The organism is Shimia sp. W99 (genome assembly GCF_053851455.3).
The window spans coordinates 2,413,813-2,436,534 of the sequence record NZ_JBSQBU020000001.1 but is presented as its reverse complement, the minus strand read 5'-3'; the positions used below and the strand labels follow the sequence as shown (position 1 = coordinate 2,436,534).

The following is a 22,722-nucleotide window of genomic DNA, read 5'->3' as shown; positions in this document are numbered from 1 at the left end:
GAACCGGGGGCTGGACACAGCAACAAGGATTGATTGATGGCAATACCACATTCAGGCAGAGGTTTTGAAGAACTGCGCGCCGCGCGCCGGGAGAGCAGGGGGTTATATTGGGCCGCCGGCATCTTCAGTTTCTTCGTGAATCTCCTGATGCTGACTGGGCCGCTGTTCATGCTGCAAGTCTACGATCGAGTTCTTGGAAGCCGATCGGAGGAAACTCTGTTCGCACTGGCAATTCTGGTTGGTTTTCTGTTTGCAATGATGGGGCTTCTGGATTTCGCCAGGGGCCGGATCATGGCTCGGGTTGGCGCGCGTTTCCAATCCCGACTGGACAAGCGGGTTTTTGATGCGGTCCTGCGCAGATCGGTCTTCGGGCAGTCGGAAAAAGCAGAAACTGGTCTTGCCGATCTCGAATCCGTACAACGACTGATGACCTCTCCTGTCCTGACAACGGTTTTTGACATTCCGTGGACGCCTGTCTTCTTGTTCGGGATTTCTCTGTTCCACCCTTGGCTTGGTATTCTGGCGATCGTAGGGGGCGGCATCTTGATCCTCACCACCGTTGCCAACCAGTTTGCGACACGACGTTCCGTGGCTCGTGCCGGATCGACCTCCCACAGGGCGCAAAAGATGTCCGCGCAGATACAATCGGAAGCCGAGATGGTGCGTGCCATGGGTATGCAGAATGCCACTTTCGAAAGATGGCAAAAAGCGCGCGACGAGTCTCTTAGGGCGACGGTTGCCGCATCCGATGTCGGGGGCGCTTTTCTGGTTTCTACAAAGACATTCCGGCTGTTCCTGCAGTCGGCGATGTTGGGTTTGGGTGCGTATCTGGCACTCAAGGGGGAGGTGACCCCGGGGGCCATGATTGCCGGTTCGATCCTGATGGGGCGGGCGTTGGCTCCGATCGAAATGGCGGTAAACCAATGGACTCTCGTCCAGCGGGCGCGCACCGGTTGGAACAACCTTGGTGTATTGCTGAGCGAAGTTCCACCCGAGGTGCAGCGCACAAAGCTTCCGGTACCAGCTGCAAAACTCGATGTTCACCAGCTCACGGTTCTTCCGCCGGGTGAGCCGCAAGCGTCGCTGCGCATGGTCAGCTTTTCAGTTGCACCCGGACAGGCCGTAGGGGTGATTGGCCCATCCGGAGCCGGGAAGTCGAGCCTTGCACGCGCACTGACCGGCGTTTGGCGCGCCGCTGGCGGCAAGGTGCGCTTGGATGGGGCTGCGTTGGAACATTATGATCCCGCGGACCTGGGGCGTTACATTGGATATTTGCCGCAGCGTGTGGAACTCTTCGACGGGACCGTGGCAGAGAATATTGCGCGATTTGACCCAAATCTGGATCCGAAGAAAGTGGTTGAGGCGGCACAGCGCGCTGATGCCCACGAAATGATCCTGAAACTGCCCAATGGATATGACACGCCAGTTGCAACGCATGGCGGGCGGCTCTCGGGCGGGCAAATGCAGCGGATCGGTTTGGCGCGCGCGATGTATGGAGACCCGATTATCCTCGTTCTGGATGAACCAAACTCAAATCTCGACAACGAAGGATCGTTGGCGCTCAACAGAGCGATCCGCGCCACAAAGGAAGATGGGCGTTCGGTTCTCATCATGGCCCATCGGCCAGCAGCCATAAAAGAATGCGATACATTGTTGGTACTGGAGGGCGGAACGCGGCGTGCATTCGGGCCGCGAGACGAAGTATTGAAGGACGTTTTGCAGAACTATCAACAAATCAAAGATGCTCCAGGAACGGGAGGCGTGCGATGAGTCAGAGGAATTGGAATGCCTGGTCGCCCTTAATTCTCGGCCTTGTCGCACTGGTCATTTTAGTTGGTGGATTTGGCGCGTGGTCCGTTATCGCCGAGATTTCCGGCGCCATTATTGCGAGCGGGCGAGTGGAGGTGGATCGCAACAGGCAGATCGTACAGCACCTTGATGGCGGGATCGTCTCCGAATTGCTGGTGGATGAGGGGGATACTGTAGAGGAGGGCCAGTTGCTTGTACGGCTTGATGACTCTCTGTTGGCTTCGAATCTTTCAGTGACAGAAAGCCAGTTGTTTGAGGTCATGGCGCGGCGCGGTCGTCTGGACGCGGAACGCGACGAAGTCGATGATCTGATTTTTGATCCTGAGCTTTTGGCCCGAGGTGTCGAAGACCCCACAATTCAGGATATGATGGATGGGCAAACCCGGCTTTTTCATGCGCGTCGCACGACCGTCGAACAAGAGCTTGAGCAATTGACCAAACAGGGCGGGCAAATAGAAAACCAAATCGAAGGCATTGACGCGCAAAGGGCAGCTCTTTCCAGGCAGTTGTCATTGATCCAGGACGAATTGGCGGATCAGCAGGTCCTCTTGAACAAGGGACTTGCTCAGGCGGCTCGCGTGCTCGCGCTAAAACGTGAGGAAGCCGGATTGGCTGGCCAAGTTGGTGAACTGGTTGCACGCAGGGCGCAGGCTGAGGGGCGCATCACTGAAATCGAAATCGAGAAGTTGAAACTTGCGTCAGGACGCCGTGAGCAGGCTATTACTCGTCTACGTGATTTGCAGTATCGCGAAGTCGAGTTGTCCGAAAAAAGGCGGTCCTTACAGGAACAACTGGCCCGTTTGGAACTTAGGGCGCCGGTATCCGGTGTGGTTTACGGTCTTCAGGTATTTGCTTTGCGGTCCGTTATCCGGGCTGCCGATCCGATCATGTTCATCGTGCCACAGGACCGCCCATTGGTGGTGGCTGCACGGGTGCCTGCAATTCATGTCGACCAGGTTTTCCCCGGGCAAGAAGTATCTCTGCGGTTTTCCGCTTTTAATCAGCGTACTACGCCCGAGTTGTTCGGAGAAGTTGTGCAGATCTCGGCGGACGCGTTCCAGGATGAACAGACGATGTCGGCATATTACAGGGTCGAGATCATTTTGTCTGAAGGAGAGGTCAGCAAGCTTCCAGCCAATGTCTCCCTGATTCCGGGGATGCCCGTGGATGCGTTCCTGCGCACGCAGGACCGAACACCCCTAGCCTATCTGGTAAAGCCGCTGACAGACTATTTCAGCAGGGCCTTCAGAGAGGGTTGATTCGAAGTATTTTGGGGTTTCCATAATCGTCGTCGCCCTCTAGCGTTCGCGGCGAATTACAGAATTGGGAGAACTGAAATGGGTGCCATCGAAGCGAAACTTGCCGAACTGGGTGTAACATTGCCGGACGCGCCCGCGCCCGCGGCGAACTATGTTCCGTTCGTCCAGGTGGGAGACATCGTTTATGTCTCGGGTCAGATTTCGATGAACGCGGATGGCCTGATCCTGGGCAAGCTGGGTGAGGATATGGATGTCGACGCCGGGGCTGCCGCCGCGCGCACCTGTGCCATTGGCCTGTTGGCCCAGCTCAAGGCCGCCTGCGGCGGGGATATCGAGCGCTTGGTGCGGGTGGTCAAGCTGACCGGGTTCGTCAATTCTACCGCGGATTTCACCGAGCAACCCAAGGTGATCAACGGGGCGTCGGACTTCCTTGTCGAGGCACTGGGTGACAAGGGGCGTCACGCGCGCTCGGCCGTTTCGGCTGCGGCGCTTCCATTGGGCGTTTCGGTCGAGATCGAAGGCATTTTCCAGATCGCATGAGCATGGTGTTGGATCCGGCTTTCCTGCAGGTCCCGCTGGCGCATCGTGCCTTGCATGATGTGTCTGACGGGCGTCCGGAAAACAGCCGCGCGGCGATCCGAGCGGCGATGGCGCATGGCTATGGGATCGAAATCGACCTGCAATTGTCCAAAGACGGGCAGGCCATGGTATTCCATGACTACCAGTTGGAGCGTTTGGCCGAAGCAACGGGTCCGGTGCGGCAACGCACGGCAGCTGAATTGGCCGGGATTGTCCTTCGCGGTGGCGATGAAGGGGTGCCGACATTTGCCGAGGTGTTGGCGCTCGTTGATCGCCGGGTGCCTCTTCTGGTCGAGATCAAGGATCAGGACGGCGCGCTGGGCAGGAATGTCGGTCCGCTAGAGGACGCGGCAGCCAATGCTGCGCGCGGCTACGATGGGCCGCTTGCTTTCATGTCCTTCAACCCCGAAAGCGTGGCGGCGATGGCGCGATTTGCGCCGGAGGTGCCCCGTGGCCTCGTGACCGAAGAATATGATGCCGATGAGTGGCCTTTGGTGCGTGCCGAAGTGCGCGACCGGTTGCGCGACATCCCCGATTACGACCGGGTCGGCGCGTGTTTCATCAGCCACCATGTCAGCGACCTGAAACGCGCGCGGGTGGCCGAGCTCAAGAAGGCAGGCGCGCATGTGCTTTGTTGGACCGTGAAGTCCGCCGAGATCGAGGCCGAGGCCCGCGAGGTCGCGGATAACGTAACCTTCGAAGGTTATCTTGCTGCGAAGTGACCGGGTGCTTTGGCCAATGGGGTGAAAACCGCGTTGGCCTTGATCCTACGCGTATCGGTGCCAGATAGTAATGGCAGGGAGACGTGGGCATGGATGGCGGACAGATCGAGATTGCGTTGCACGGCACATTGTCAGGCGTCGGCACAGAGGAGTGGGATGCCTGCGCCTGCCCCGAGGTTGCAGACGGGGGGCGCCCCCGTGACCCGTTCACGACCTACCGCTTTCTGAATGCGCTGGAGGAGAGCGGTTCGGTCGGGCCGGGGACAGGCTGGCAACCGCAGTACCTGAGCGCCCGCGCGAGTGGACAGGTTATTGCCGTGGCACCGATGTATGCCAAGTCGCACAGCCAGGGCGAATACGTCTTTGATCACAACTGGGCCCATGCCTATGAACGTGCCGGTGGCCGGTATTATCCCAAGTTGCAGATCGCGGTGCCCTTTACCCCTGTCACCGGGCGGCGGCTTCTGGTGCGTCCGGGGCTCGAGGCGATGGGGCAGAGCGCACTTGTGCAGGGGGCGGTGCAGGTGGCAGCGGACAATCAGCTGTCCTCGGTGCACCTGACGTTTTGCGACGAGGCCGAGGCGGAGGCCGGGCAGGCGATGGGGCTGAAGCTGCGGACCGGGCAGCAATACCATTGGGTGAATCGGGCGTATGGGTGCTTTGACGATTTCCTCGGCTCGTTGTCGTCGCGCAAACGGAAGACGCTGCGCAAGGAGCGTGCGCGCGCGCAAGCGTTCGGGGGCGAGATCGTGCATCTCGCGGGAGACGACATCCGCCCTGAGCACTGGGACGCCATGTGGCGTTTCTATCAGGATACCGGGGCGCGCAAGTGGGGGACGCCCTATCTGACGCGGGCCTTTTTCGACTTGGCGCATGCCACCATGCGTGACGATATCCTGTTGATTTTTGCCGTGCGCGAGGGAGTGCCCGTGGCGGGGGCGATGAACCTCATCGGGCGTGATTGCCTGTTCGGGCGCTATTGGGGGTGTATCGAGGATTATCCCTGCCTTCACTTCGAACTATGTTATTATCAGGCGATGGACTGGGCCATTGCGCACGGGCTGGGCCGAGTCGAGGCCGGGGCACAGGGCGAACACAAACTTGCGCGCGGGTATTTGCCGGTCCAGACGCAATCGTTACACTGGATTGGAGATCCAGGCTTTGCGGAGGCGGTGGACCGCTATCTGGTGGCTGAACGGGCGGCGGTCAGTGAAGAGATCGAAGTGATGACGGCGTGGGGACCGTTTCGCAAGGAAACCAGAGAGGACCACGAATGACTGAACGACTGAGCGATGCCGCGCGGGACGCGGTGCTGGGGCCGTTGCTGGCAAGCGGCTGGGAAATGGTGGAGGGGCGCGACGCGATCACGAAGACCTATCGGTTTGACAGTTTCGTCGACGCGTTCGGATGGATGACACGCGCCGCGTTATGGGCCGAGAAATGGAACCACCACCCCGAGTGGCACAATGTTTACAACCGCGTTCAAGTGGTTCTGACCACGCATGACGTGGATGGGGTCTCGTCCCTGGATGCCAAGCTTGCGCGCAAGATGGATACGCTTTGAGCGACTGTTGATCGGTTTTCCAAATTAAAACGGGCTGGAAATCGTCATGATTTCCAGCCCGAATTTTCTGCTGTTTTGATCAGACTGCTTCGAGAAGGGTCTCGCCAGCCGTGCGATCGCAGACACCGCGTTCGGTTTCTTCGTTGAGCGCCTGGATCACGCCGTCATCGACAATGGCGGCAAAGCGGCGGGTGCGGTTCACGAAACCCACCACGGGCGCTGAGAAATCGAGCCCCATGGCCATGGTCAAGTCGCCAGCGGGATCCGCGAGCATGGTGATCCCGGCATCCGAAGCCCCCATGGATTTGTCCCAGGCATCCATGACCCAAGGGTCGTTCACCGACATGCAAATGATCTCGTCCACACCTTTGGCGCGAAATGCTTCGGCGGTGCGCATGAAGCTGGGCAGGTGCGCCGATGTGCAGGTGCCGGTGAACGCACCGGGCAGGCCGAACAGAACCACTTTACGCCCCTTGGTCAGGGTCGCGACATCCACGGGTTCGGGACCGTTTTCGCCAAGTTTCATCAGGTTGCCCGAAGGCAGTTCTGCACCAATTTCAATTGTCATGAAGGATTTCTCTTTCGTTGCGTTTCCCTGTTTCAGCGATATAGGGTCACGCAGAAGTGGCGCAAACGAAAATGGGGGGAAATGACGTGACGCACGTTGTTGTGATCGGAGCAGGGCAGGCAGGTTCTTCATGCGTGGCCAAGCTGCGCAGTCTTGGGTTCGAAGGACAGATCACCCTGATCGGGGAAGAGCATGCGCCGCCCTATCAGCGCCCGCCGCTGAGCAAGAAATACCTTCTGGGAGAGATGGAGGTCGAACGGCTATATCTGCGGCCCGAAAGCTACTACGGCGAAAACGGGATTGACCTGCATCTGGACGAGACCGTGGTGTCGATCGACCGGGCCGACAAGAAGGTGATCACCGCTGGGCGCGCGCTTGACTATGACCACCTTGTTCTGACGACCGGGTCGGTGCCGCGCCGCTTGCCCGCCGCGATTGGTGGTGCTTTGGACGGGGTTTACACCGTGCGGGATCTCAGGGACGTGGACGCCATGGCGCCGGAGTTTGTCGCTGGCAAGCGGGTGCTGATTATCGGTGGCGGTTATATCGGCCTGGAGGCTGCAGCGGTGGCGGCGTCCAAGGGGCTGCAGGTGACGCTGGTCGAGATGGCGGACCGTATTTTGCAACGCGTGGCCGCGCCCCAGACCAGCGATTATTTCCGCACCCTGCACGGCGAACACGGGGTCAATATCCTTGAAGGTGTGGGCCTTGAGCGGTTGACGGGCGAGGGCCGTGTGGATGGTGCGGTGCTGAGCGATGGCACCGAACTGGTGCTGGATTTCGCGATTGTGGGGGTCGGAATCACGCCGGCGACATCGCTGGCCGAGGCAGCGGGGCTTGAGGTCGATAACGGGATCAAGACCGACGCACAAGGGCGCACATCGGACCCTGCGATCTGGGCGGCGGGGGATTGCGCCTCGTTTCCCTATCGCGGCACCCGCATCCGGCTGGAGAGTGTGCCCAACGCGATTGATCAGGCCGAATGCGTGGCCGAGAACATCATGGGGGCGGAAAAAGATTATGTCGCGAAGCCGTGGTTCTGGTCGGATCAGTATGACATCAAGTTGCAGATTGCCGGGCTGAATGCTGGGTATGACAACGTGGTGACGCGCCCCGGTGAGGGGATGTCGGTGTCGTTCTGGTATTACAAGGGGGAGACGCTGCTTGCCGTGGACGCGATGAACGCGCCGCGAGATTACATGGTGGGCAAACGGCTGATCGAAATGGGGAAATCGGCGGACCCGGCAGCGATTGCAGATCCCGAGACCGATATGAAAGCGCTGATGCGCGGTTAGGGAAGCAAGAATGCGCATTATCGCGGGTCAGTTTCGCGGCACGGCGCTTGCCAGTGTCGGCAAGGGAGATGCGGGTGCCCATCTGCGTCCGACAACTGATCGCGTCCGCGAAAGCCTGTTCAACGTGCTGATGGGGGGCAAGTTTGGCGATCCGATCAGCGGTGCGCGGGTGCTGGACCTGTTTGCCGGAACTGGGGCGCTGGGGCTTGAGGCACTGTCGCGCGGCGCGTCCGAGGTCTGTTTCGTCGATGACGGACGCAAGGCGGGATCGTTGATCCGCGAAAATATCCGCCTGACCCGAAGCAAGGCGTCGACAAGGCTCGTGATGCGCGATGCAACGCGGCTTCCGGTGTGGGATGGCGCGGGGTTCGACCTCGTATTTCTGGACCCGCCCTATGGCAAGGGCATGGGCGAACGGGCGTTGGCCACGGCGGTGGCCGGGGGTTGGATCGCCCCGGGGGCGATGATCGTTTGGGAAGAGAATGCGCCGCAACTGGCACCGGAAGGTTTTGCCGTGCTGGATCAGCGCAAATACGGCGACACGCATGTGACCTTCCTTGAGCGTGATGCGAACGAATGCAGATGATCGCACGATTGTGCGCCGGTGAATCAGGGAAATATGCTACACTAGATAGGATGATGCAGGCCGCCTGAGTGTTCGGGCCTGTTGAATTGGGTCTGACCCTCCTGCATTGAGACGCGAGAAATGCGCGGCCTGCCTTGTGTAAACCGGGAGGACGCCATGGTTGAAACTATCGGAAATCCACTGAGTTGGGGCGCGAAGGCCCTGAGTGGTCTCGGTCATGCGGCGCATGACGTGGCCGAAGGCATGTCCAGTGATGCACGGGTCTCACCGCGGGTGCATGCCCTGCATCTGGACGATATCAGGAAGGCGCTGAAACTGGGGCTGGCCGATTTGGGCAGGAGCCGCAGCGACGTGATGATGCTGGTGATGATCTATCCGTTGATCGGGTTGGCGTTGACATTGGTCGCTTTCAATAGCGCCCTGATCCCGCTGGTCTTTCCGATGGCGGCGGGATTTGCCCTCCTGGGGCCTTTGGCGGCCGTTGCTCTTTATGAGATGAGTCGCCAGTACGAGGCGGGCGAAGACGTGACATGGGTTTCGGCGCTGGTATCGCTGCGCAGCCGCGTGTTTGGGCCGATCATGGTGCTCGGCCTATATCTGTTAGGGTTTTACGCGATCTGGATGGTGGTAGCGCTTGAAATTTACGGCGCCATCATGGGGCCGGAGTTGCCCAAGACGCTGACGGGATTGCTGCGTGAGGTTCTGACCACGCCGGCGGGATGGACCTTGATCTGGGTCGGATGTGGTGTCGGGTTCGTGTTTGCCGCGGTTGTCCTGGTCACGACGATTGTCAGTTTCCCGATGCTGGTGGACCATCCTTTCGGATTGCCGGTCGCCGTGGCCACCTCGATCCGGGTGGCGGTCAAGAACCCGCTTGTGACGGCGGCATGGGGCTTTGTCGTCGCTGCCTGCCTCGTGATCGGCTCGGTACCGTTTTTCATCGGCCTTGTGATCGCCTTGCCCGTGCTGGGTCACGCGACATGGCATCTTTACCGAATGGCCGTGAGCTATGACTGAGGCTCAGCCGTAGGTCGGGTGAAACTTTCCGCCCGGCGACAGGGTAAAGATTTCGGCCCCGTCCGCAGTGACGCCGATGGAATGTTCGAACTGCGCCGATAGTGACTTGTCTCGGGTCACGGCCGTCCAGTCATCTGCCAGCACTTTGGTTTCGGGGCGCCCCAGGTTCACCATCGGTTCGATGGTGAAGAACATGCCTTCTTCAAGCACGGCGCCGGTGCCGGGGCGGCCATAATGCAGCACATTGGGCGGGGCGTGAAAGACGCGACCCAGCCCGTGACCGCAGAAGTCACGCACCACGGACATACGGTGGCCCTCGACATAGCTCTGGATGGCATGGCCGATATCGCCGAACGTGTTTCCGGGTTTGACCGCCTCGATCCCTGTCATCAGCGCGTCATGCGTGACCTGGATCAGGCGCTCGGCCTTGCGGTTCAGTTTGCCCGCCACATACATGCGGCTGGTGTCGCCATACCAACCATCGACGATCACGGTGACGTCGATGTTGAGAATATCGCCGTCCTTGAGTTTCTTGTCGCCGGGAATGCCGTGGCAGACGACGTGGTTGACGCTGATGCAGGAGGCGTGTTGATAGCCGCGATAGCCGATCGTTGCCGACTTGGCGCCCGCAGCGTTGACCTTGGATTCGATGACCCGGTCAATCTCGCCCGTGGTCTGACCCGGGACAACAAGCTCGGCCACTTCGTCAAGGATGCGCGCCGCCAGTTCACCGGCAGCATGCATGCCGGCAAAATCAGCCTGTTCATAAATGCGGATCCCGTCGCGGGTTTGGCGGCCTTTGCCGATCATGGGGTCTGCTCCATCAAATGCGCTTTTTTTGTTACTTAAGCGGAAACAAGCGAAAGAACCAGAGGGCGCGCGCATGTCCGTGTGGGGGGCGGGGGCGCTGCCCCCGTCGCAGCGGGCTGCGACTCCCCCGGGGTATTTTTGGAAAAAGAAAGATCAGGGGGTGTCGTGGAATGGCAGGCGCGTGCCGATCTCGATGGCGTCGGGGGTAATCTGACAGCCATAGGCCATGACCTCGACCCCGGCGGCGCGGGCAGCAGCGAAGGCGGCGGCATAGGTTGGGTCGATGTCCCGCGCGAGGGTGACGCTTTGCGCATCCGTGCGCTGAACAAGGTAGAGCATCATGGCGCGGTGGCCTTCGGTGACCATCTGTTGCAGTTCGCCAAGATGTTTCGTACCGCGCGCGGTGACGCTGTCGGGGAATTCGGCGAGGCCCGTCTTGCGCGACAGCGTGACGGATTTTACCTCAACATAAAGATCGGGCAGGTCGTTGCCGGTCAGAAGAAAGTCGATGCGGCTGTTTTCGCCGTATTTCACCTCGCTGCGCACCATCGGGTAGGCGGCGAGTTCCGGGAGTTGATGCCCCATCAGCGCGGTTTTGAGGGCACGATTGGGGACCGAGGTGTCGACACCTGTGAAATGGCCATTCTCATGATCGACCAGCCGCCAGCCGAATTTCAGCTTTTTTTGGGGATCATCATTGGGTTCCAGCCAGATCCGGCTGCCCGGTTCCGCCAGTCCCATCATGGAGCCGGGGTTGGCGCAATGGGCGGTGATCTCGGTGCCGTCCTCGAGCCGGGCATCGGCGAGAAAGCGTTTGTAGCGGCGGATCAGCACGGCGGGCAAAAGAGGGGTTTGAAAGCGCATGGTCTCAGCCCTATACCTGCGGTGACCCTCTGACAAGGAGCGCTGCGCCATGACCAATCCCACCGCTGCCATGCTGGTGATCGGGGACGAAATCCTTTCGGGCCGGACACGGGATGCGAACATGCATTTCCTAGCCGGGGAGCTGACCAAGCACGGGGTTGACCTGCGCGAGGTGCGGATCGTGGCGGATGACCGCGAGATGATCATCGCAGCCGTTCAGGCCCTGGCCGGGGCCTATGACACGGTGTTCACCAGCGGCGGGATCGGGCCGACCCATGACGACATCACCGCTGACTGCATCGCTGCGGCCTTTGGGCGGTCGATTGATGTGCGCAGCGATGCGCGGGCCCTGTTGCAGGCGCATTACGACAACTCGGGGCAGGAACTGAACGAGGCGCGGCTGCGTATGGCCCGTATTCCGGACGGGGCGACCTTGATTGACAACCCGGTGTCGGTGGCGCCGGGGTTCAAGGTAGAAAACGTGCACGTGATGGCCGGGGTCCCGTCGGTGTTCCAGGCAATGGTGGCAAGTGTGCTGCCCACATTGACCGGCGGTGCTCCGCTGTTGTCGCAGTCCTTGCAGATCATGAAGGGCGAGGGCGATATTGCCGGGCCATTGGGCGCGTTGGCGGCGGATTATTCCGATCTGTCCATCGGGTCTTATCCCTTCCAGAAAGACGGGGTGTTCGGGGCGAATATCGTCATTCGGGGCACGGATGGCGCGCGGGTGGACGCGGCGATGACACGACTGGCGGAGATGTTTGGATAATGGCACAACCGGATGCGCAAAAGCTCTACGAGGTGATCGAGGCGACGTGGCCGCCTTTTGCAACCAGCCAATGCGGGCCGTTCACGATCCGCGAAGGGCGTGGTGGCGGCAAGCGGGTGTCGGCGGCGACGGCGGAGGGGCCCGTGACAGCAGCGGACCTGCCAGAGGCGGAGGCCGCGATGCGTGCACTGGGGCAGGTGCCATTGTTCCAGATCCGGGAGGGGGACGCGGCGCTGGACGCGGTGTTGGACGAGGCTGGGTACGAGATCGTCGATCCGGTCACGATGTACGCGGCGCGCTCGGAGGACATCGCCACGGAACGCCCGCCTCGCACGGCAGCGATCCCGGCCTGGGAGCCGCTGAAGATCATGGAGGAGATGTGGGCTTCGGGCGGAATCGGTGAAGGTCGGCTCGCAGTGATGCATCGTGCCAGTGCTCCCAAGACCGGGTTCGTGTCACGCTGGCGGGACCAGCCTGCGGGCGCGTCATTCCTGTCGATGCATGATGGAATTGGAATGGTGCACGCGCTGGAAATCCTGCCGCATCAGCGCCGCGAAGGTGTTGGGCGCTGGTTGATGCGGCGGGCGGCCTATTGGGTGCTCGACAATGGAGGTCACACGCTTGCGGTGATTTGTACGTCGCGTAACAAGGCGGCAAACGGGCTCTATTCTTCCCTCGGAATGAAGGTTGTGGGACACTATCACTATCGTCAGAAAGTCATTGATTGAGGGAGATTATGTTGAGCAAGACTGACCGGCCAACCGCATTGGACATCCAGATGATGGACCCTCTGCCCGAAGAGACGCAGCGCTATTTCGACATCTGCACCGAGAAGCTTGGCATGGTGCCGAACGTGCTCAAGGCCTATGCACTTGATGCCACCAAGCTCAACGCGTTCACGGCGCTTTACAATGACCTGATGCTGGGTGAAAGCGGGTTGAACAAGCTGGAACGCGAGATGATCGCCGTCGTGGTGAGTGCCATCAACAAGTGTTTTTACTGTCTTGTCGCGCATGGTGCGGCGGTGCGGCAGTATTCGGGCGACCCGAAGCTGGGTGAGATGATGGTGATGAACTGGCGGGTGGCTGATCTGGACGCGCGGCAATATGCCATGCTGGCCTTTGCCGAGAAGATGACACTGGCGTCGGCGACCATCGAGGAGGCAGACCGTCAACACCTGCGCGACGTGGGGTTCAACGACCGGGATATCTGGGACATCGCCAATGTGGCCGGGTTCTACAACATGTCCAACCGCGTCGCTTCGGCCACGGGCATGTGGCCCAATGACGAGTATCACGCACAGGCACGATGAAACGGGGACTGGCCATATCGTTGGCGGTGTGGCCAGGGCTGGCGGCGGGGTTCGAGCCCGTGCTGCCAGAAGGGGCGCAGCTATTGGGCGATGTCCGCAGCGCGCAAGGGTTCTATGCGGTGCCGACGGGCCCCTTTGCCAATGACGAGGTGCCCAGCGACCGGTTGCCCGGTGCGGTGATGCGGCGTAGCTGGCGCATTCCGAGCGGGTTTGCCGGAACAGGGGCGATGGCTGCCGACCTTACGGCACAATTGTTAAGCTCGGGTTACGATATCGTGTTTTCCTGCGACGCAGAGCTTTGTGGCGGGTTTGATTTCCGTTTCAACACCGAAGTTCTGCCCCCGCCCGAGATGTTCGTGGACCTGTCGGATTACCAGTTCACCTCGGGGTTTCGCGACGGCGATGCCGGGCCGGAGGGGGTGGGTGTACTCGTCAGTCGCACGGCTCAGGCGGGTATGGTGCAGGTGATCGAGGTCAGCCCTGCACCTTTCGAAACACAGGAAGCGCGCGTCGGGGACGAGCCCTCGACGCCCCGTATCGGCACGACAGGACCGGCGCGTCAGGACACGACGTTACGCCCCGACGTGGTTGACGCGGACAGTATCCCGCTTTGGCTGGAACGGACCGGGCATATCGTTCTATCGGACCTGGAGTTCGAAACCGGGTCCTCCCAGCTTGGGGCGGGGCCGTTCCGGTCGCTGGACTCGCTTGCGGCCTATCTTATTGCGGATACGTCCCGCCGGGTGGCGTTGGTGGGCCATACGGACAGCGAAGGGTCGTTGGCTCAGAATAGCGAGTTGTCGCGCAAGCGTGCCGCGGCAGTTCAGGATCGTCTGATCAAGGCCTACGGCGTGGGTGCCGGGCAATTGGAAGCGCAAGGCGTGGGGTTCTTGTCGCCGATTGCGTCGAACCTGACAGAAGAGGGGCGCAACGCCAATCGTCGGGTGGAAGCGGTTCTTTTGAACACCGAATAAAAAAGACCCGGTCCAAAGCGGTCCGGGTCAGGTTTGCTTTCGCATGAGGGAAAGCTTCGGGGAAGTCATTTACCAGTCGGTCGGGCCTTTCTCGGCAAAGGCATGCACCAGGAAGTCGATGAAGGCGCGGACTTTGGGCTGGGTAAAGCGGCCGGGCGGATAGACCGCGTAGATGCCTTGGGTTTCCAAAGGTAAATCGGGAATCGCGTCCTCGACCAGCCCCTGTTCCATGGCTTCGGCATAGAGGAAGCTCGGCAGGTAGGCGATGCCGAGACCGGCAATGGCCGCGTTCAGAAGCGATTGACCATCATTGACCGAAAGCCAGCCGGCGGTGCGGACCTGACGCTTTTCGCCGGACGGGGCGGTCAGTTTCCAGACCGCGCCGTTGGACTGGCTGGAGTAGTGCAGCAATTTGTGATCGTTCAGGTCGTCGATCTTCTGCGGGCGCCCGTAGCGTTTGAAATAGTCCGGGCTGGCAATCATGCGCTTGGTGGTTTCGGTCAGCTTGCGCGCGCGCAGGGTGCTGTCTTCCAGTTCGCCAATGCGGATGGCCATGTCGAAACCTTCGGAAATCAGTTCCACATAGCGGTTGTTGAGCACCATGTTGACGGTGATGTCCGGGAATTCATTGAGAAATTCGCCCAGGACCGGGGACAGATGATTGACGCCGAAATCGGTGGCCACGGAGATGCGGAGAAGGCCTGAAGGAGCAGATTGCATCGAAGTGACAAGTGCGTCCGCCTCGCCCGCATCGTTCAGAACACGGCGGGCGCGGTCATAATAAGCCAGACCGATTTCGGTCGGGCTGACACGGCGGGTGGTGCGGTTCAATAGGCGCGCGCCAAGGCGCGCCTCGAGGCTTGAGACGTGCTTGGACACGGCTGATTTCGAGATGCCCATTTTCTTGGCGGCATCGGTGAAGCCACCCTGATCCACCACGGTGGCAAAAGCTTCCATTTCGGTCAGGCGATCCATTCGTTCCTACCTCTACATGCATTGTTGAGGATCAGGTATCGCGTCGAAATCGGGCAGGATGAGGGCAGAGGGCAGACAATATCAGGGATTTGTCAGGGATCGTTTGCGGCGTGGAAACAGCGAAACAGTTGTTGAACGAGGCGCTCCCGCCCCTTGAAACGCATCCGGGATACGCCCCAAGGCGTTGGGCAGGGCCGCGCCCCGAGGGGCGCGGCGATTGGGTATTTAGAACCAATGAGAGGGAAGATCAGAGCATTGCGGCGAGCCGGGTGCCCTGGTTGATGGCGCGTTTGGCGTCGAGTTCAGCCGCAACATCGGCCCCGCCGATCACGTGACAGGAAATGCCTTTGGCTTCGAGTGCTTCCGCCAGCGAACGATCAGACAGCTGTCCGGCGCAGATCACCACATTGTCGACCTCGATCACCTTCGGGTTTTCGCGCGCCTCGCCAAAGGAGATGTGCAGGCCTGCATCGTCGATCTTTTCGTAGTTCACACCGCCGAGCATCTCGACATTCTTCATCTTGAGCGCCGCGCGGTGAATCCAGCCGGTGGTCTTTCCCAGCCCTTTGCCAAGAGCCTTGGCCTTGCGCTGCATCAGCGTGACCTGCCGTGCGGGGGCGTGGGGTTGCGGGCCTTGCGGGGCAAGTCCGCCGGGGGTCTGTTCGGGATCCCCGACGCCCCATTCCCTCATCCATTCCGGCAGGTTTTCTGTCAGGCTTTCGCCTTCATGCACGAGGAATTCGGTCACGTCGAACCCGATGCCACCGGCCCCGATCACGGCGACACGCTTGCCCACAGGTTTCTTGTCGCGCAGCACGTCGAGATAGGAGAGCACCTCGGGACGGTCGCTGCCGGGGATGCCGGGATCGCGCGGGATGATGCCCGTGGACACGATCACTTCGTCAAAACCAGCAAGGTCATCGGCTGACACTTCGGTGTTCAGCTTCACGGTAACGCCTTCGGCGGCGACCATGGCTTCGTACCAGTCCACGAGGCCCCAGAACTCTTCCTTGCCGGGGATCTGCTTGGCCACGTTAAGCTGCCCGCCAAGCTTGTCGGCGCGGTCGAACAGGGTCACGTCATGGCCGCGTTGCGAGGCGGTAATGGCCGAGGACAGGCCAGCCGGACCGGCCCCGACGACCGCGATCTTCTTTTTCGTGTCTGCCGGTGCGATGGCCAGTTCGGTCTCATGACAGGCGCGCGGGTTCACGAGGCACGAGGTCAGCTTGCCCGAGAAGGTGTGATCGAGACAGGCCTGGTTACAACCGATACAGGGCGCGATCTGGTCGGCCTTGCCCGTGGCGGCCTTGGCAACAAAATCCGCATCCGCAAGGAAGGGGCGAGCCATCGACACCATGTCGGCGCAGCCCTCGGCCAAGACTTCTTCGGCCACATCGGGCATGTTGATGCGGTTCGAGGTGATGACCGGGATGCGCACCTTGCCCATCAGTTTCTTGGTGACCCAGGCAAAGGCGCGGCGCGGCACCGAGGTGGCGATCGTGGGGATACGGGCCTCGTGCCAGCCGATGCCGGTGTTGATGATCGTGGCGCCTGCTTTTTCAATGGCTTGGGCAAGCTGAACCACCTCTTCATGGGTTGACCCATTGGGGATCAGGTCGATCATCGACAAACGGTAGATGATGATGAAATCGTCGCCCACGGCCTCGCGGCAGCGGCGCACGACCTCGACCGGGAGTCGCATCCGGTTCTCATAAGACCCGCCCCAGCGGTCGGTGCGCTTGTTGGTGTGGGTGACGAGGAACTGGTTCAGAAAATAGCCTTCGGACCCCATGATTTCGACACCATCATAGCCGGCTTCTCGAGCGCGCACGGTTGCGGTGATGAAATCCTGGATCTGTTTCTCGATGCCCTCTTCGTCCAACTCCTTGGGAGGAAAGGGAGAAATCGGCGACTTGATCGGTGAGGCCGAGACACATTCCGGCCCGTAAGCATAGCGCCCCGCGTGCAGGATCTGCATGGCGATCTTGCCCCCGGCCTCGTGTACACGGTCCGTGACCACCTTGTGATTGGCGATGTCCTGATCGTTGAACAGGCCTGCCGCGCCGGGGAAGACGCCGCCTTCTTTCGATGGGGCCATGCCGCCGGTGACGATCAAACCGACGTCGCCACGGGCCCGTTCGGCATAGAATTCGGCGACGCGGTTCCAGTCCTTGGTTTCTTCGAGACCGGTATGCATCGACCCCATCAACACGCGGTTTTTGAGCGTGGTAAAGCCAAGATCGAGCGGTGCAAGCAGGTGCGGATATTGGGTCATGAAAGCCTCCTCAGGGTTTGGGTTACCAAAACGTAAAGCCTTGCGCCTGTCACGCGGGACGCGGCGTCATGGAACAGGGCACCGCACGGTGCCGTTGCGTCCAAAAGCCCGAATCATGGTTAATGGCCTTGTTTTCAAGGTTTGGGGTCATCGGTTTTGCGTCGGTATCACGTCGGTATTGCGTCGGTATCGCTTTGGTTCCCAACCGCCAAGCCCGTTCGTTAAGACTGCGCACGCAGGGATTTGTTAATCCCGACGGGGCTTTCGTGCCTGTTCTTTCTTTTTCCAGAAATACCCCGGGGGAGTCGTCGCTTGCGACGACGGGGGCAGCGCCCCCAAAACAGGCTCAGCTTTGCTGAGCCACCGAACGGCCCTCAGCCGTCCTGTACGACTGCCCCGGCCGCATTGTCCACCACGATCGGCGTTTCAAAATATTCGAACCGGGGACGGCTGCCATAGACCTGTTCGGCCATGTCACACCACGCGGCATCATGGGCGGCAAGCGCGTCGGCCTTGCTTGGCCAGAGATAGATGCCACCCCCAACGCCGCGTTCCCCGTCATAAAGGTATTGCTTGCGGATCAGGCGGTCGTTGGATTGCCAGCGCGCTACGGTGGCCTCGAACAACGCAACCACTTCGGCGCGGTTCTTGTCCTTGGGAAGGTCGAAACGAACAATCTCGGTAATCATGGGCCACTTCCTGAACCGTTACATGGTTTCCACGCAGTGGCGCCGGAAGGCGCGTTTGAGCATGTCCAGCTCGGCGCGCAGAAGGTCGATTTCGGCGCGAATGTCGTCTGCCAGAGCCTCGCCGGCGATGAAGGTGATGGTGTCGAGCCGTGCGCCCGTGGCGCTGTCGCTGATCAGCACGGTCTGCACCCCGTCCTGAAGGCTTTCAGGGGGAAGCGGGATGCGCAGCGCCCAGCCGGTGCTGTCGGTATGGGCGGTGACCGATACGCCCGGCACTGGCTTTTCTTGATAGGTGACGTTGATCATGGGTTCGGGGCCGGTGCCCTCACCATAGCTCAGAACACCTTCCCAGATGCCTTCGAACAGCCGGGTCTTGGTCAGGGTCAGTTGGCTCATGATCGCTGTCCTTTGGTCTTAGAATTCGGCGCGTGGGCGGCGCGAGAAGGTCACGTCCCGCAGAATGACCTGATTCATCTCGGGGCCTTCGAAGATCAGGTCAAGCCACATCTGTTCGACCCGTTTTTCGTTCAGGTTGGAATAGGCCAGATCAAACTCGACGCGAATGTCCTCTTCCCGCAGCGGCAGTTCGCGCACGATCTGTTCCGTATTGGGGCCGTGGCGGATGTTGAGCCGGGCAAAGATTTCCAGCGGTTTTTCCATTTCCACGATCGTATCGACGCGGATCACGTGATTGCGTTTCAGGCCATCCACCGACTCGGGCGGCAGGTCGACGACCAGCGACAGGAACGAGCCGTCAAAGCGGAACACGTCCATGCGCAGGCCGAAGGGTGCAAGATCCTTGTCCCGGTTGTTGCGCAACTGGCGCAGGGTGAGTTCGCTGATCCGGCAATCGTGGAACAACGTCACCTCATCGCCCAGCATTTCCTTGTTTTCCACTGCCGCGCGCCCCTTGACCGCAATCGGTTCGCGCCACAGTTGCGGGCGCCAGGACCAGTCGGTGCCATGTGGTTTGGGAAAGGCGTTCGAGCCGATCATCGGCAGGGCAAGGCGGCTTTCGGCCACCGAAATCAACGCATCAAGATGCTGGCGCAGGCTGCGGGCGCTGCGGCGCTGGGCGCGCAGGGTGGGCAGGTCTGTGCGCTCCGCCTTGCGGGCCATGCGGGCCCATTGGCGTGCGGCGCCCTTCTGGAAGAGCCTCTGGAAGAAACTGCTGCCTTGCACCATGGTGTTCCCGAACCTGCCCTGTTCATGCCGCCCTACGCCCTACTGTTTCGATTGGTGAAACAAAGAGGGGCGGTTGTTTTCATTATTTACCCAAATGGTTGCCATCAAACAAACGCACAAATGCGCGCCGGGCAAGAGCAAGGGGGAAGGCAGCGTGAAAAAAATTGTCGCTGTTTCCTTTGCGCCGGGGCTGGGCTAGGTCAGGGGCATGAGCGCCTATGACCCGCATGAGACCCTGATCGCCCCCGCCCGTCGCAGTGCTGCGCCGGGGTGGCTGGTTCTTGGGATCCTGGTGACCGTGATCGCCTTCATCGCACTGAATGTGGGGTGGTTCGCGGCGATCCGGGCCATGCCGGATGCGGGTACGATCTTTGAGGAAATCGCCAGCGGAACCACCGTGCGGGGCATGGCGCTTTTGCTGGGCAGTTTTTCGTGCCTCGTGGCGGCGCTCTGGGTGGCGCTTCGGCTGGTGCATCGCCGCTCGATGCTGGGTCTTCTGGGGCCGTGGGGGGCGTTCTGGGGGCAGGGGTGGCGGGTCTTCCGGCTTTGCCTCGTTCTTTATGTCGTGGTGTTCCTGCTGCCGATGCCCGAGGAGATCGCACCGACGCGGGCCAAGGATTTCGGCTATTGGCTGACGCTGCTGCCGATCAGTCTCGGGCTGTTGTTGTTGCAATGCGGGGCTGAGGAACTGCTGTTTCGGGGCTATCTGCAGAGCCAGCTGGCGGCGCGGTTCCGTTCCCCCATTGTCTGGATGGGACTGCCGAGTCTCTTGTTCGCGCTGCTGCATTACGAGCCGGGGGTTTATGGCGGGGCGGCCATCTGGATGGTGGTCTGGGCGGGGGTTTTCGGCCTTGCCGCGGCCGATCTGACGGCGCGGTCGGGGACGCTGGGTCCGGCGATTGCCCTGCATATGGTGAACAATTTCACGGCCATGAGCCTCATGTCACTGGAAGGCTACTGGGACGGGCTGGCGCTTTATTCCTTGCCGTTCGGACCGGAAGACACCGAGAAGCTGCTTTGGGCGATGCCGCTGGAGGCTGGTGTGTTGCTGTGCGGGTGGCTGGCGGCGCGGATCGCGGTGCGACGCTGATTGCATTTCCTTCCGTAGCGTCCTATTTCAGGCCTACTGCGAACCCGAGAGGCGAAAAAAGCGCATGAACTGGATCACAAACTACGTCCGTCCCCGGATCAACTCGATCTTTTCCCGCCGCGAAGTCCCGGACAATCTGTGGACCAAGTGCGACGAGTGCGGGACGATGTTGTTTCACCGCGAGCTGAGCGCCAACCTCAATGTCTGTACGCAGTGCGATCATCATATGGGGATCACCCCGCGCGCCCGGTTCGAGGCGTTGTTTGACGGGGGCGTGTTCGTTGAGGTGGACGTGCCCGAGCCGCTGGCCGATCCGCTGCATTTCCGCGATCAGAAGAAATATCCCGACCGGATGAAAGCCGCCCAGAAGAACACCGGCGAAAAGGAAGCGATGCTTGTCGCCGAGGGCGACATCGGGCGCACGCCGATCGTGGCCGCGTGCCAGGATTTCAGCTTCATGGGCGGGTCGATGGGCATGTATGTCGGCAATGCGATCATTGCCGCAGCCGAACGTGCGGTGAAACTCAAGCGCCCGCTGATCCTGTTTTCCGCCGCCGGGGGCGCGCGCATGCAGGAGGGTATCCTGAGCCTGATGCAGATGCCGCGCACGACGGTGGCGGTGCAGATGCTGAAAGAAGCCGGTTTGCCCTATATCGTGGTGCTGACCCATCCGACCACCGGCGGTGTGACCGCGTCTTATGCCATGCTGGGGGATGTTCATATTTCCGAACCCAACGCGCTCATTTGTTTTGCCGGGCCGCGGGTGATCGAACAGACGATCCGTGAAAAGCTGCCCGACGGGTTCCAGCGGGCCGAGTATCTGCTGGACCACGGTATGTTGGACCGGGTGACGAAGCGCACCGAGCTGCGGGACGAGTTGATCACCATCACGCGGATGCTGATGGGGCTGCCGCCTGCCGTGGCCGGGGACTTGCCGGCGCCCGAGGCCGAAGCAGAGGCGGAGACCAAGGACGCGCCCGCGTCCAAGGTAGATGCGGCTTCGGACAAGTCGACCAAGAAATGAGCGCCGTGACATCTGACGTCATCCTTGATCGGATGATGGCGCTGCACCCAAAGATCATTGATCTGACGCTGGACCGGGTCTGGCGTCTTTTGGCGGCGTTGGACAACCCGCAGGACCGTCTGCCGCCGGTGATCCATCTGGCCGGAACCAATGGCAAGGGATCGACGCAAGCCATGATCCGGGCCGGGTTGGAAGGTATGGGCAAATCCGTGCATGCCTATACCAGCCCGCATCTCGCCCGGTTTCACGAGCGTATTCGGCTGGCCGGGGAGCTGATTTCGGAAGAGCACCTGACGGCGGTGCTGGATGAGTGCTACGCGGCCAATGGCGGTGCGGATATCACCTATTTCGAGATCACCACCTGTGCGGCGCTGCTGGCCTTCGCCCGCACGCCTGCGGATTACACGCTTTTGGAAGTCGGGCTTGGCGGGCGACTGGATGCGACCAACGTGATGGACACCCCGGCGCTGACGGTGATCACGCCTGTGTCGATCGATCATGAACAGTTCCTTGGGAACACGCTGGGCAAGATCGCGTTCGAAAAGGCCGGTATTCTCAAGCGGGGCGTGCCCTGTGTGGTCGGCCCGCAAGAGGATGAAGCCCTTGAGGTGATCGAGCGACAGGCGGCAAAGATGGGTGCGCCGTTGATTGCGCATGGGCAGCACTGGCATGTCTATGAAGAGCGCGGGCGGTTGATCTTTCAGGATGAGACCGGGCTTTTGGACCTGCCCATGCCTGCCCTTCCCGGTGCCCACCAGATCCAGAATGCCGGGGCGGCGATTGCCGCCTTGCGTCATCTTGGGGCGGATGAAACAGCCTGTGTGGCGGCGATGGAAAACGTATTCTGGCCCGCGCGCATGCAGCGCCTGAGACAGGGACCGCTGGTCGAAGCTGCGCCGGAGGTCGAATTGTGGCTGGATGGCGGACACAATGCTGCCGCCGGTCAGGCGCTGGGTGCACATCTTGCGAAGCTGCCCAAACGCCCGACCCACCTGATTTGCGGGATGCTGAACACCAAGGACATCTCGGGATACCTGACGCCGCTGGCGGCAGAGGCCGAGAGCCTGACGGCCGTGTCCATTCCGGGCGAGCAGAACACGCTTCCGGCGGAGGCAACCGCGGCGGCCGCGCGCGCTGTCGGGTTGGCGGCACAGGAGGCCGAAACGGTCGAGGCCGCGTTGCGGGAGATCGTGGCGCAGGATGCGCGGGCGCGGGTTTTAATCTGTGGCTCGCTGTACCTTGCCGGGGCGATTTTACGCGAAAACGGCTGAAATACGGTTCGTTCGGCAGGCGGGGTGCGGTTTTCGTGATCGGGGAGCCGATTCGGGGCAATTGATTCGTTTTTCCGAATCACCC

The 22,722-nt window shown here is 60.9% G+C and carries 24 protein-coding genes; 16 read left to right on the top strand and 8 right to left on the bottom strand.

Going from position 1 to position 22,722, the window contains the following annotated elements; translation table 11 throughout:
- Positions 1 to 36: 36 nt before the first annotated feature.
- The 6 genes from ACS3QZ_RS11975 (at position 37) to ACS3QZ_RS11950 (ending at position 5,933) form a co-directional block, all read left to right on the top strand.
- On the top strand, positions 37 to 1,770 hold the full coding sequence (locus tag ACS3QZ_RS11975; RefSeq protein WP_456038034.1) for a type I secretion system permease/ATPase: 1,734 nt from the start codon (positions 37 to 39) through the stop codon (positions 1,768 to 1,770).
- Entirely contained in the window at positions 1,767 to 3,068 is a 1,302-nt protein-coding gene (locus ACS3QZ_RS11970; RefSeq protein WP_456038033.1) for an HlyD family type I secretion periplasmic adaptor subunit, read from the top strand. The genes ACS3QZ_RS11975 and ACS3QZ_RS11970 overlap by 4 nt, the downstream gene beginning before the upstream one ends.
- A gap of 78 nt (positions 3,069 to 3,146) precedes the next feature.
- On the top strand, positions 3,147 to 3,608 hold the full coding sequence (locus ACS3QZ_RS11965; protein ID WP_456038032.1) for a RidA family protein: 462 nt from the start codon (positions 3,147 to 3,149) through the stop codon (positions 3,606 to 3,608).
- A gap of 2 nt (positions 3,609 to 3,610) precedes the next feature.
- Entirely contained in the window at positions 3,611 to 4,369 is a 759-nt protein-coding gene (locus tag ACS3QZ_RS11960) for a glycerophosphodiester phosphodiesterase family protein (RefSeq protein WP_456039335.1), read from the top strand.
- Between the two features lie 89 nt (positions 4,370 to 4,458).
- Positions 4,459 to 5,646 (top strand): GNAT family N-acetyltransferase, encoded by a 1,188-nt coding sequence (locus tag ACS3QZ_RS11955; RefSeq protein ID WP_456038031.1) that lies wholly within the window; start codon positions 4,459 to 4,461, stop codon positions 5,644 to 5,646.
- Positions 5,643 to 5,933 carry a 4a-hydroxytetrahydrobiopterin dehydratase gene (locus tag ACS3QZ_RS11950; RefSeq protein ID WP_456038030.1) on the top strand — a complete coding sequence of 97 codons (291 nt, stop codon included), beginning with the start codon at positions 5,643 to 5,645 and terminating at the stop codon, positions 5,931 to 5,933. Before ACS3QZ_RS11955 ends, ACS3QZ_RS11950 begins: the two co-directional genes overlap by 4 nt.
- 79 nt (positions 5,934 to 6,012) lie before the next feature.
- Here the strand turns inward: ACS3QZ_RS11950 and ACS3QZ_RS11945 are convergent, their stop codons facing one another.
- Positions 6,013 to 6,501: a peroxiredoxin gene (locus ACS3QZ_RS11945; protein WP_456038029.1), complete on the bottom strand. Its 489-nt coding sequence runs from the start codon at positions 6,499 to 6,501 to the stop codon at positions 6,013 to 6,015.
- 86 nt (positions 6,502 to 6,587) lie between these two features.
- On the opposite strand from ACS3QZ_RS11945, the gene ACS3QZ_RS11940 reads away from it, so the two are divergent.
- From ACS3QZ_RS11940 to ACS3QZ_RS11930, 3 genes are all read left to right on the top strand, one after another.
- Complete coding sequence (locus tag ACS3QZ_RS11940) at positions 6,588 to 7,796, top strand: NAD(P)/FAD-dependent oxidoreductase (RefSeq protein WP_456038028.1); 1,209 nt, start codon at positions 6,588 to 6,590, stop codon at positions 7,794 to 7,796.
- A 10-nt stretch (positions 7,797 to 7,806) separates the two neighbouring features.
- The gene (gene rsmD / locus ACS3QZ_RS11935) at positions 7,807 to 8,382 is read left to right on the top strand and encodes a 16S rRNA (guanine(966)-N(2))-methyltransferase RsmD (protein ID WP_456038027.1); all 576 of its coding nucleotides are present in this window, start codon (positions 7,807 to 7,809) and stop codon (positions 8,380 to 8,382) included.
- A 156-nt stretch (positions 8,383 to 8,538) separates the two neighbouring features.
- Positions 8,539 to 9,399 carry a DUF2189 domain-containing protein gene (locus tag ACS3QZ_RS11930; RefSeq protein ID WP_456038026.1) on the top strand — a complete coding sequence of 287 codons (861 nt, stop codon included), beginning with the start codon at positions 8,539 to 8,541 and terminating at the stop codon, positions 9,397 to 9,399.
- A 3-nt stretch (positions 9,400 to 9,402) separates the two neighbouring features.
- Here ACS3QZ_RS11930 and map read toward each other — a convergent pair whose 3' ends face one another.
- On the bottom strand, positions 9,403 to 10,209 hold the full coding sequence (gene map / locus ACS3QZ_RS11925; protein ID WP_456038025.1) for a type I methionyl aminopeptidase: 807 nt from the start codon (positions 10,207 to 10,209) through the stop codon (positions 9,403 to 9,405).
- 153 nt (positions 10,210 to 10,362) lie between these two features.
- A complete protein-coding gene (gene sfsA, locus ACS3QZ_RS11920) occupies positions 10,363 to 11,073 on the bottom strand; it encodes a DNA/RNA nuclease SfsA (protein WP_456038024.1) in 711 nt (236 codons plus the stop codon).
- Positions 11,074 to 11,122: 49 nt separating this feature from the next.
- Between sfsA and ACS3QZ_RS11915 the strand changes: the two genes are divergently transcribed.
- From ACS3QZ_RS11915 to ACS3QZ_RS11900, 4 genes are read left to right on the top strand one after another with little or no spacing between them, the layout of a single operon-like run.
- Complete coding sequence (locus ACS3QZ_RS11915; RefSeq protein WP_456038023.1) at positions 11,123 to 11,842, top strand: competence/damage-inducible protein A; 720 nt, start codon at positions 11,123 to 11,125, stop codon at positions 11,840 to 11,842.
- Positions 11,842 to 12,570, top strand: a complete 729-nt coding sequence (locus ACS3QZ_RS11910) for a GNAT family N-acetyltransferase (protein ID WP_456038022.1) — start codon at positions 11,842 to 11,844, stop codon at positions 12,568 to 12,570. The genes ACS3QZ_RS11915 and ACS3QZ_RS11910 overlap by 1 nt, the downstream gene beginning before the upstream one ends.
- 8 nt (positions 12,571 to 12,578) lie before the next feature.
- On the top strand, positions 12,579 to 13,154 hold the full coding sequence (locus ACS3QZ_RS11905; RefSeq protein WP_456038021.1) for a peroxidase-related enzyme: 576 nt from the start codon (positions 12,579 to 12,581) through the stop codon (positions 13,152 to 13,154).
- Entirely contained in the window at positions 13,151 to 14,128 is a 978-nt protein-coding gene (locus ACS3QZ_RS11900; RefSeq protein ID WP_456038020.1) for an OmpA family protein, read from the top strand. The genes ACS3QZ_RS11905 and ACS3QZ_RS11900 overlap by 4 nt, the downstream gene beginning before the upstream one ends.
- Before the next feature lie 69 nt (positions 14,129 to 14,197).
- On the opposite strand, the gene ACS3QZ_RS11895 is transcribed toward ACS3QZ_RS11900, so the two are convergent.
- The 5 genes from ACS3QZ_RS11895 to ACS3QZ_RS11875 all read right to left on the bottom strand — a co-directional run bounded on the left by ACS3QZ_RS11895 (position 14,198) and on the right by ACS3QZ_RS11875 (position 19,252).
- Positions 14,198 to 15,103, bottom strand: coding sequence for a LysR family transcriptional regulator (locus ACS3QZ_RS11895; RefSeq protein ID WP_456038019.1), 906 nt, complete (start codon positions 15,101 to 15,103; stop codon positions 14,198 to 14,200).
- Positions 15,104 to 15,350: 247 nt separating this feature from the next.
- Entirely contained in the window at positions 15,351 to 17,378 is a 2,028-nt protein-coding gene (locus ACS3QZ_RS11890) for an FAD-dependent oxidoreductase (RefSeq protein WP_456038018.1), read from the bottom strand.
- A gap of 374 nt (positions 17,379 to 17,752) precedes the next feature.
- On the bottom strand, positions 17,753 to 18,067 hold the full coding sequence (locus ACS3QZ_RS11885; protein ID WP_456038017.1) for a hypothetical protein: 315 nt from the start codon (positions 18,065 to 18,067) through the stop codon (positions 17,753 to 17,755).
- A gap of 18 nt (positions 18,068 to 18,085) precedes the next feature.
- Positions 18,086 to 18,463 carry a hypothetical protein gene (locus ACS3QZ_RS11880; RefSeq protein WP_456038016.1) on the bottom strand — a complete coding sequence of 126 codons (378 nt, stop codon included), beginning with the start codon at positions 18,461 to 18,463 and terminating at the stop codon, positions 18,086 to 18,088.
- Positions 18,464 to 18,481: 18 nt separating this feature from the next.
- Positions 18,482 to 19,252 carry a DUF6478 family protein gene (locus ACS3QZ_RS11875; protein WP_456038015.1) on the bottom strand — a complete coding sequence of 257 codons (771 nt, stop codon included), beginning with the start codon at positions 19,250 to 19,252 and terminating at the stop codon, positions 18,482 to 18,484.
- A 208-nt stretch (positions 19,253 to 19,460) separates the two neighbouring features.
- Between ACS3QZ_RS11875 and ACS3QZ_RS11870 the strand changes: the two genes are divergently transcribed.
- The 3 genes from ACS3QZ_RS11870 (at position 19,461) to ACS3QZ_RS11860 (ending at position 22,637) form a co-directional block, all read left to right on the top strand.
- Positions 19,461 to 20,342: a CPBP family intramembrane glutamic endopeptidase gene (locus ACS3QZ_RS11870; protein ID WP_456038014.1), complete on the top strand. Its 882-nt coding sequence runs from the start codon at positions 19,461 to 19,463 to the stop codon at positions 20,340 to 20,342.
- A gap of 64 nt (positions 20,343 to 20,406) precedes the next feature.
- Positions 20,407 to 21,366, top strand: coding sequence for an acetyl-CoA carboxylase, carboxyltransferase subunit beta (gene accD, locus ACS3QZ_RS11865; RefSeq protein WP_456038013.1), 960 nt, complete (start codon positions 20,407 to 20,409; stop codon positions 21,364 to 21,366).
- Positions 21,363 to 22,637, top strand: coding sequence for a bifunctional folylpolyglutamate synthase/dihydrofolate synthase (locus ACS3QZ_RS11860; RefSeq protein WP_456038012.1), 1,275 nt, complete (start codon positions 21,363 to 21,365; stop codon positions 22,635 to 22,637). Before accD ends, ACS3QZ_RS11860 begins: the two co-directional genes overlap by 4 nt.
- The last annotated feature ends 85 nt before the right edge of the window (positions 22,638 to 22,722 follow it).

Coding starts and splice junctions, on each gene's coding strand:
- ACS3QZ_RS11875 (WP_456038015.1), bottom strand. CDS start 19,252: ATGGTGCAAGGCAGCAGTTTCTTCCAGAGGCTCTTCCAGAAGGGCGCC.
- ACS3QZ_RS11905 (WP_456038021.1), top strand. CDS start 12,579: ATGTTGAGCAAGACTGACCGGCCAACCGCATTGGACATCCAGATGATG.
- ACS3QZ_RS11975 (WP_456038034.1), top strand. CDS start 37: ATGGCAATACCACATTCAGGCAGAGGTTTTGAAGAACTGCGCGCCGCG.
- ACS3QZ_RS11885 (WP_456038017.1), bottom strand. CDS start 18,067: ATGATTACCGAGATTGTTCGTTTCGACCTTCCCAAGGACAAGAACCGC.
- ACS3QZ_RS11955 (WP_456038031.1), top strand. CDS start 4,459: ATGGATGGCGGACAGATCGAGATTGCGTTGCACGGCACATTGTCAGGC.
- ACS3QZ_RS11910 (WP_456038022.1), top strand. CDS start 11,842: ATGGCACAACCGGATGCGCAAAAGCTCTACGAGGTGATCGAGGCGACG.
- ACS3QZ_RS11870 (WP_456038014.1), top strand. CDS start 19,461: ATGAGCGCCTATGACCCGCATGAGACCCTGATCGCCCCCGCCCGTCGC.
- ACS3QZ_RS11895 (WP_456038019.1), bottom strand. CDS start 15,103: ATGGATCGCCTGACCGAAATGGAAGCTTTTGCCACCGTGGTGGATCAG.
- ACS3QZ_RS11890 (WP_456038018.1), bottom strand. CDS start 17,378: ATGACCCAATATCCGCACCTGCTTGCACCGCTCGATCTTGGCTTTACC.
- ACS3QZ_RS11880 (WP_456038016.1), bottom strand. CDS start 18,463: ATGAGCCAACTGACCCTGACCAAGACCCGGCTGTTCGAAGGCATCTGG.
- ACS3QZ_RS11930 (WP_456038026.1), top strand. CDS start 8,539: ATGGTTGAAACTATCGGAAATCCACTGAGTTGGGGCGCGAAGGCCCTG.
- accD (WP_456038013.1), top strand. CDS start 20,407: ATGAACTGGATCACAAACTACGTCCGTCCCCGGATCAACTCGATCTTT.
- ACS3QZ_RS11965 (WP_456038032.1), top strand. CDS start 3,147: ATGGGTGCCATCGAAGCGAAACTTGCCGAACTGGGTGTAACATTGCCG.
- ACS3QZ_RS11970 (WP_456038033.1), top strand. CDS start 1,767: ATGAGTCAGAGGAATTGGAATGCCTGGTCGCCCTTAATTCTCGGCCTT.
- rsmD (WP_456038027.1), top strand. CDS start 7,807: ATGCGCATTATCGCGGGTCAGTTTCGCGGCACGGCGCTTGCCAGTGTC.
- ACS3QZ_RS11945 (WP_456038029.1), bottom strand. CDS start 6,501: ATGACAATTGAAATTGGTGCAGAACTGCCTTCGGGCAACCTGATGAAA.
- ACS3QZ_RS11860 (WP_456038012.1), top strand. CDS start 21,363: ATGAGCGCCGTGACATCTGACGTCATCCTTGATCGGATGATGGCGCTG.
- ACS3QZ_RS11960 (WP_456039335.1), top strand. CDS start 3,611: ATGGTGTTGGATCCGGCTTTCCTGCAGGTCCCGCTGGCGCATCGTGCC.
- ACS3QZ_RS11950 (WP_456038030.1), top strand. CDS start 5,643: ATGACTGAACGACTGAGCGATGCCGCGCGGGACGCGGTGCTGGGGCCG.
- ACS3QZ_RS11915 (WP_456038023.1), top strand. CDS start 11,123: ATGACCAATCCCACCGCTGCCATGCTGGTGATCGGGGACGAAATCCTT.
- sfsA (WP_456038024.1), bottom strand. CDS start 11,073: ATGCGCTTTCAAACCCCTCTTTTGCCCGCCGTGCTGATCCGCCGCTAC.
- map (WP_456038025.1), bottom strand. CDS start 10,209: ATGATCGGCAAAGGCCGCCAAACCCGCGACGGGATCCGCATTTATGAA.
- ACS3QZ_RS11900 (WP_456038020.1), top strand. CDS start 13,151: ATGAAACGGGGACTGGCCATATCGTTGGCGGTGTGGCCAGGGCTGGCG.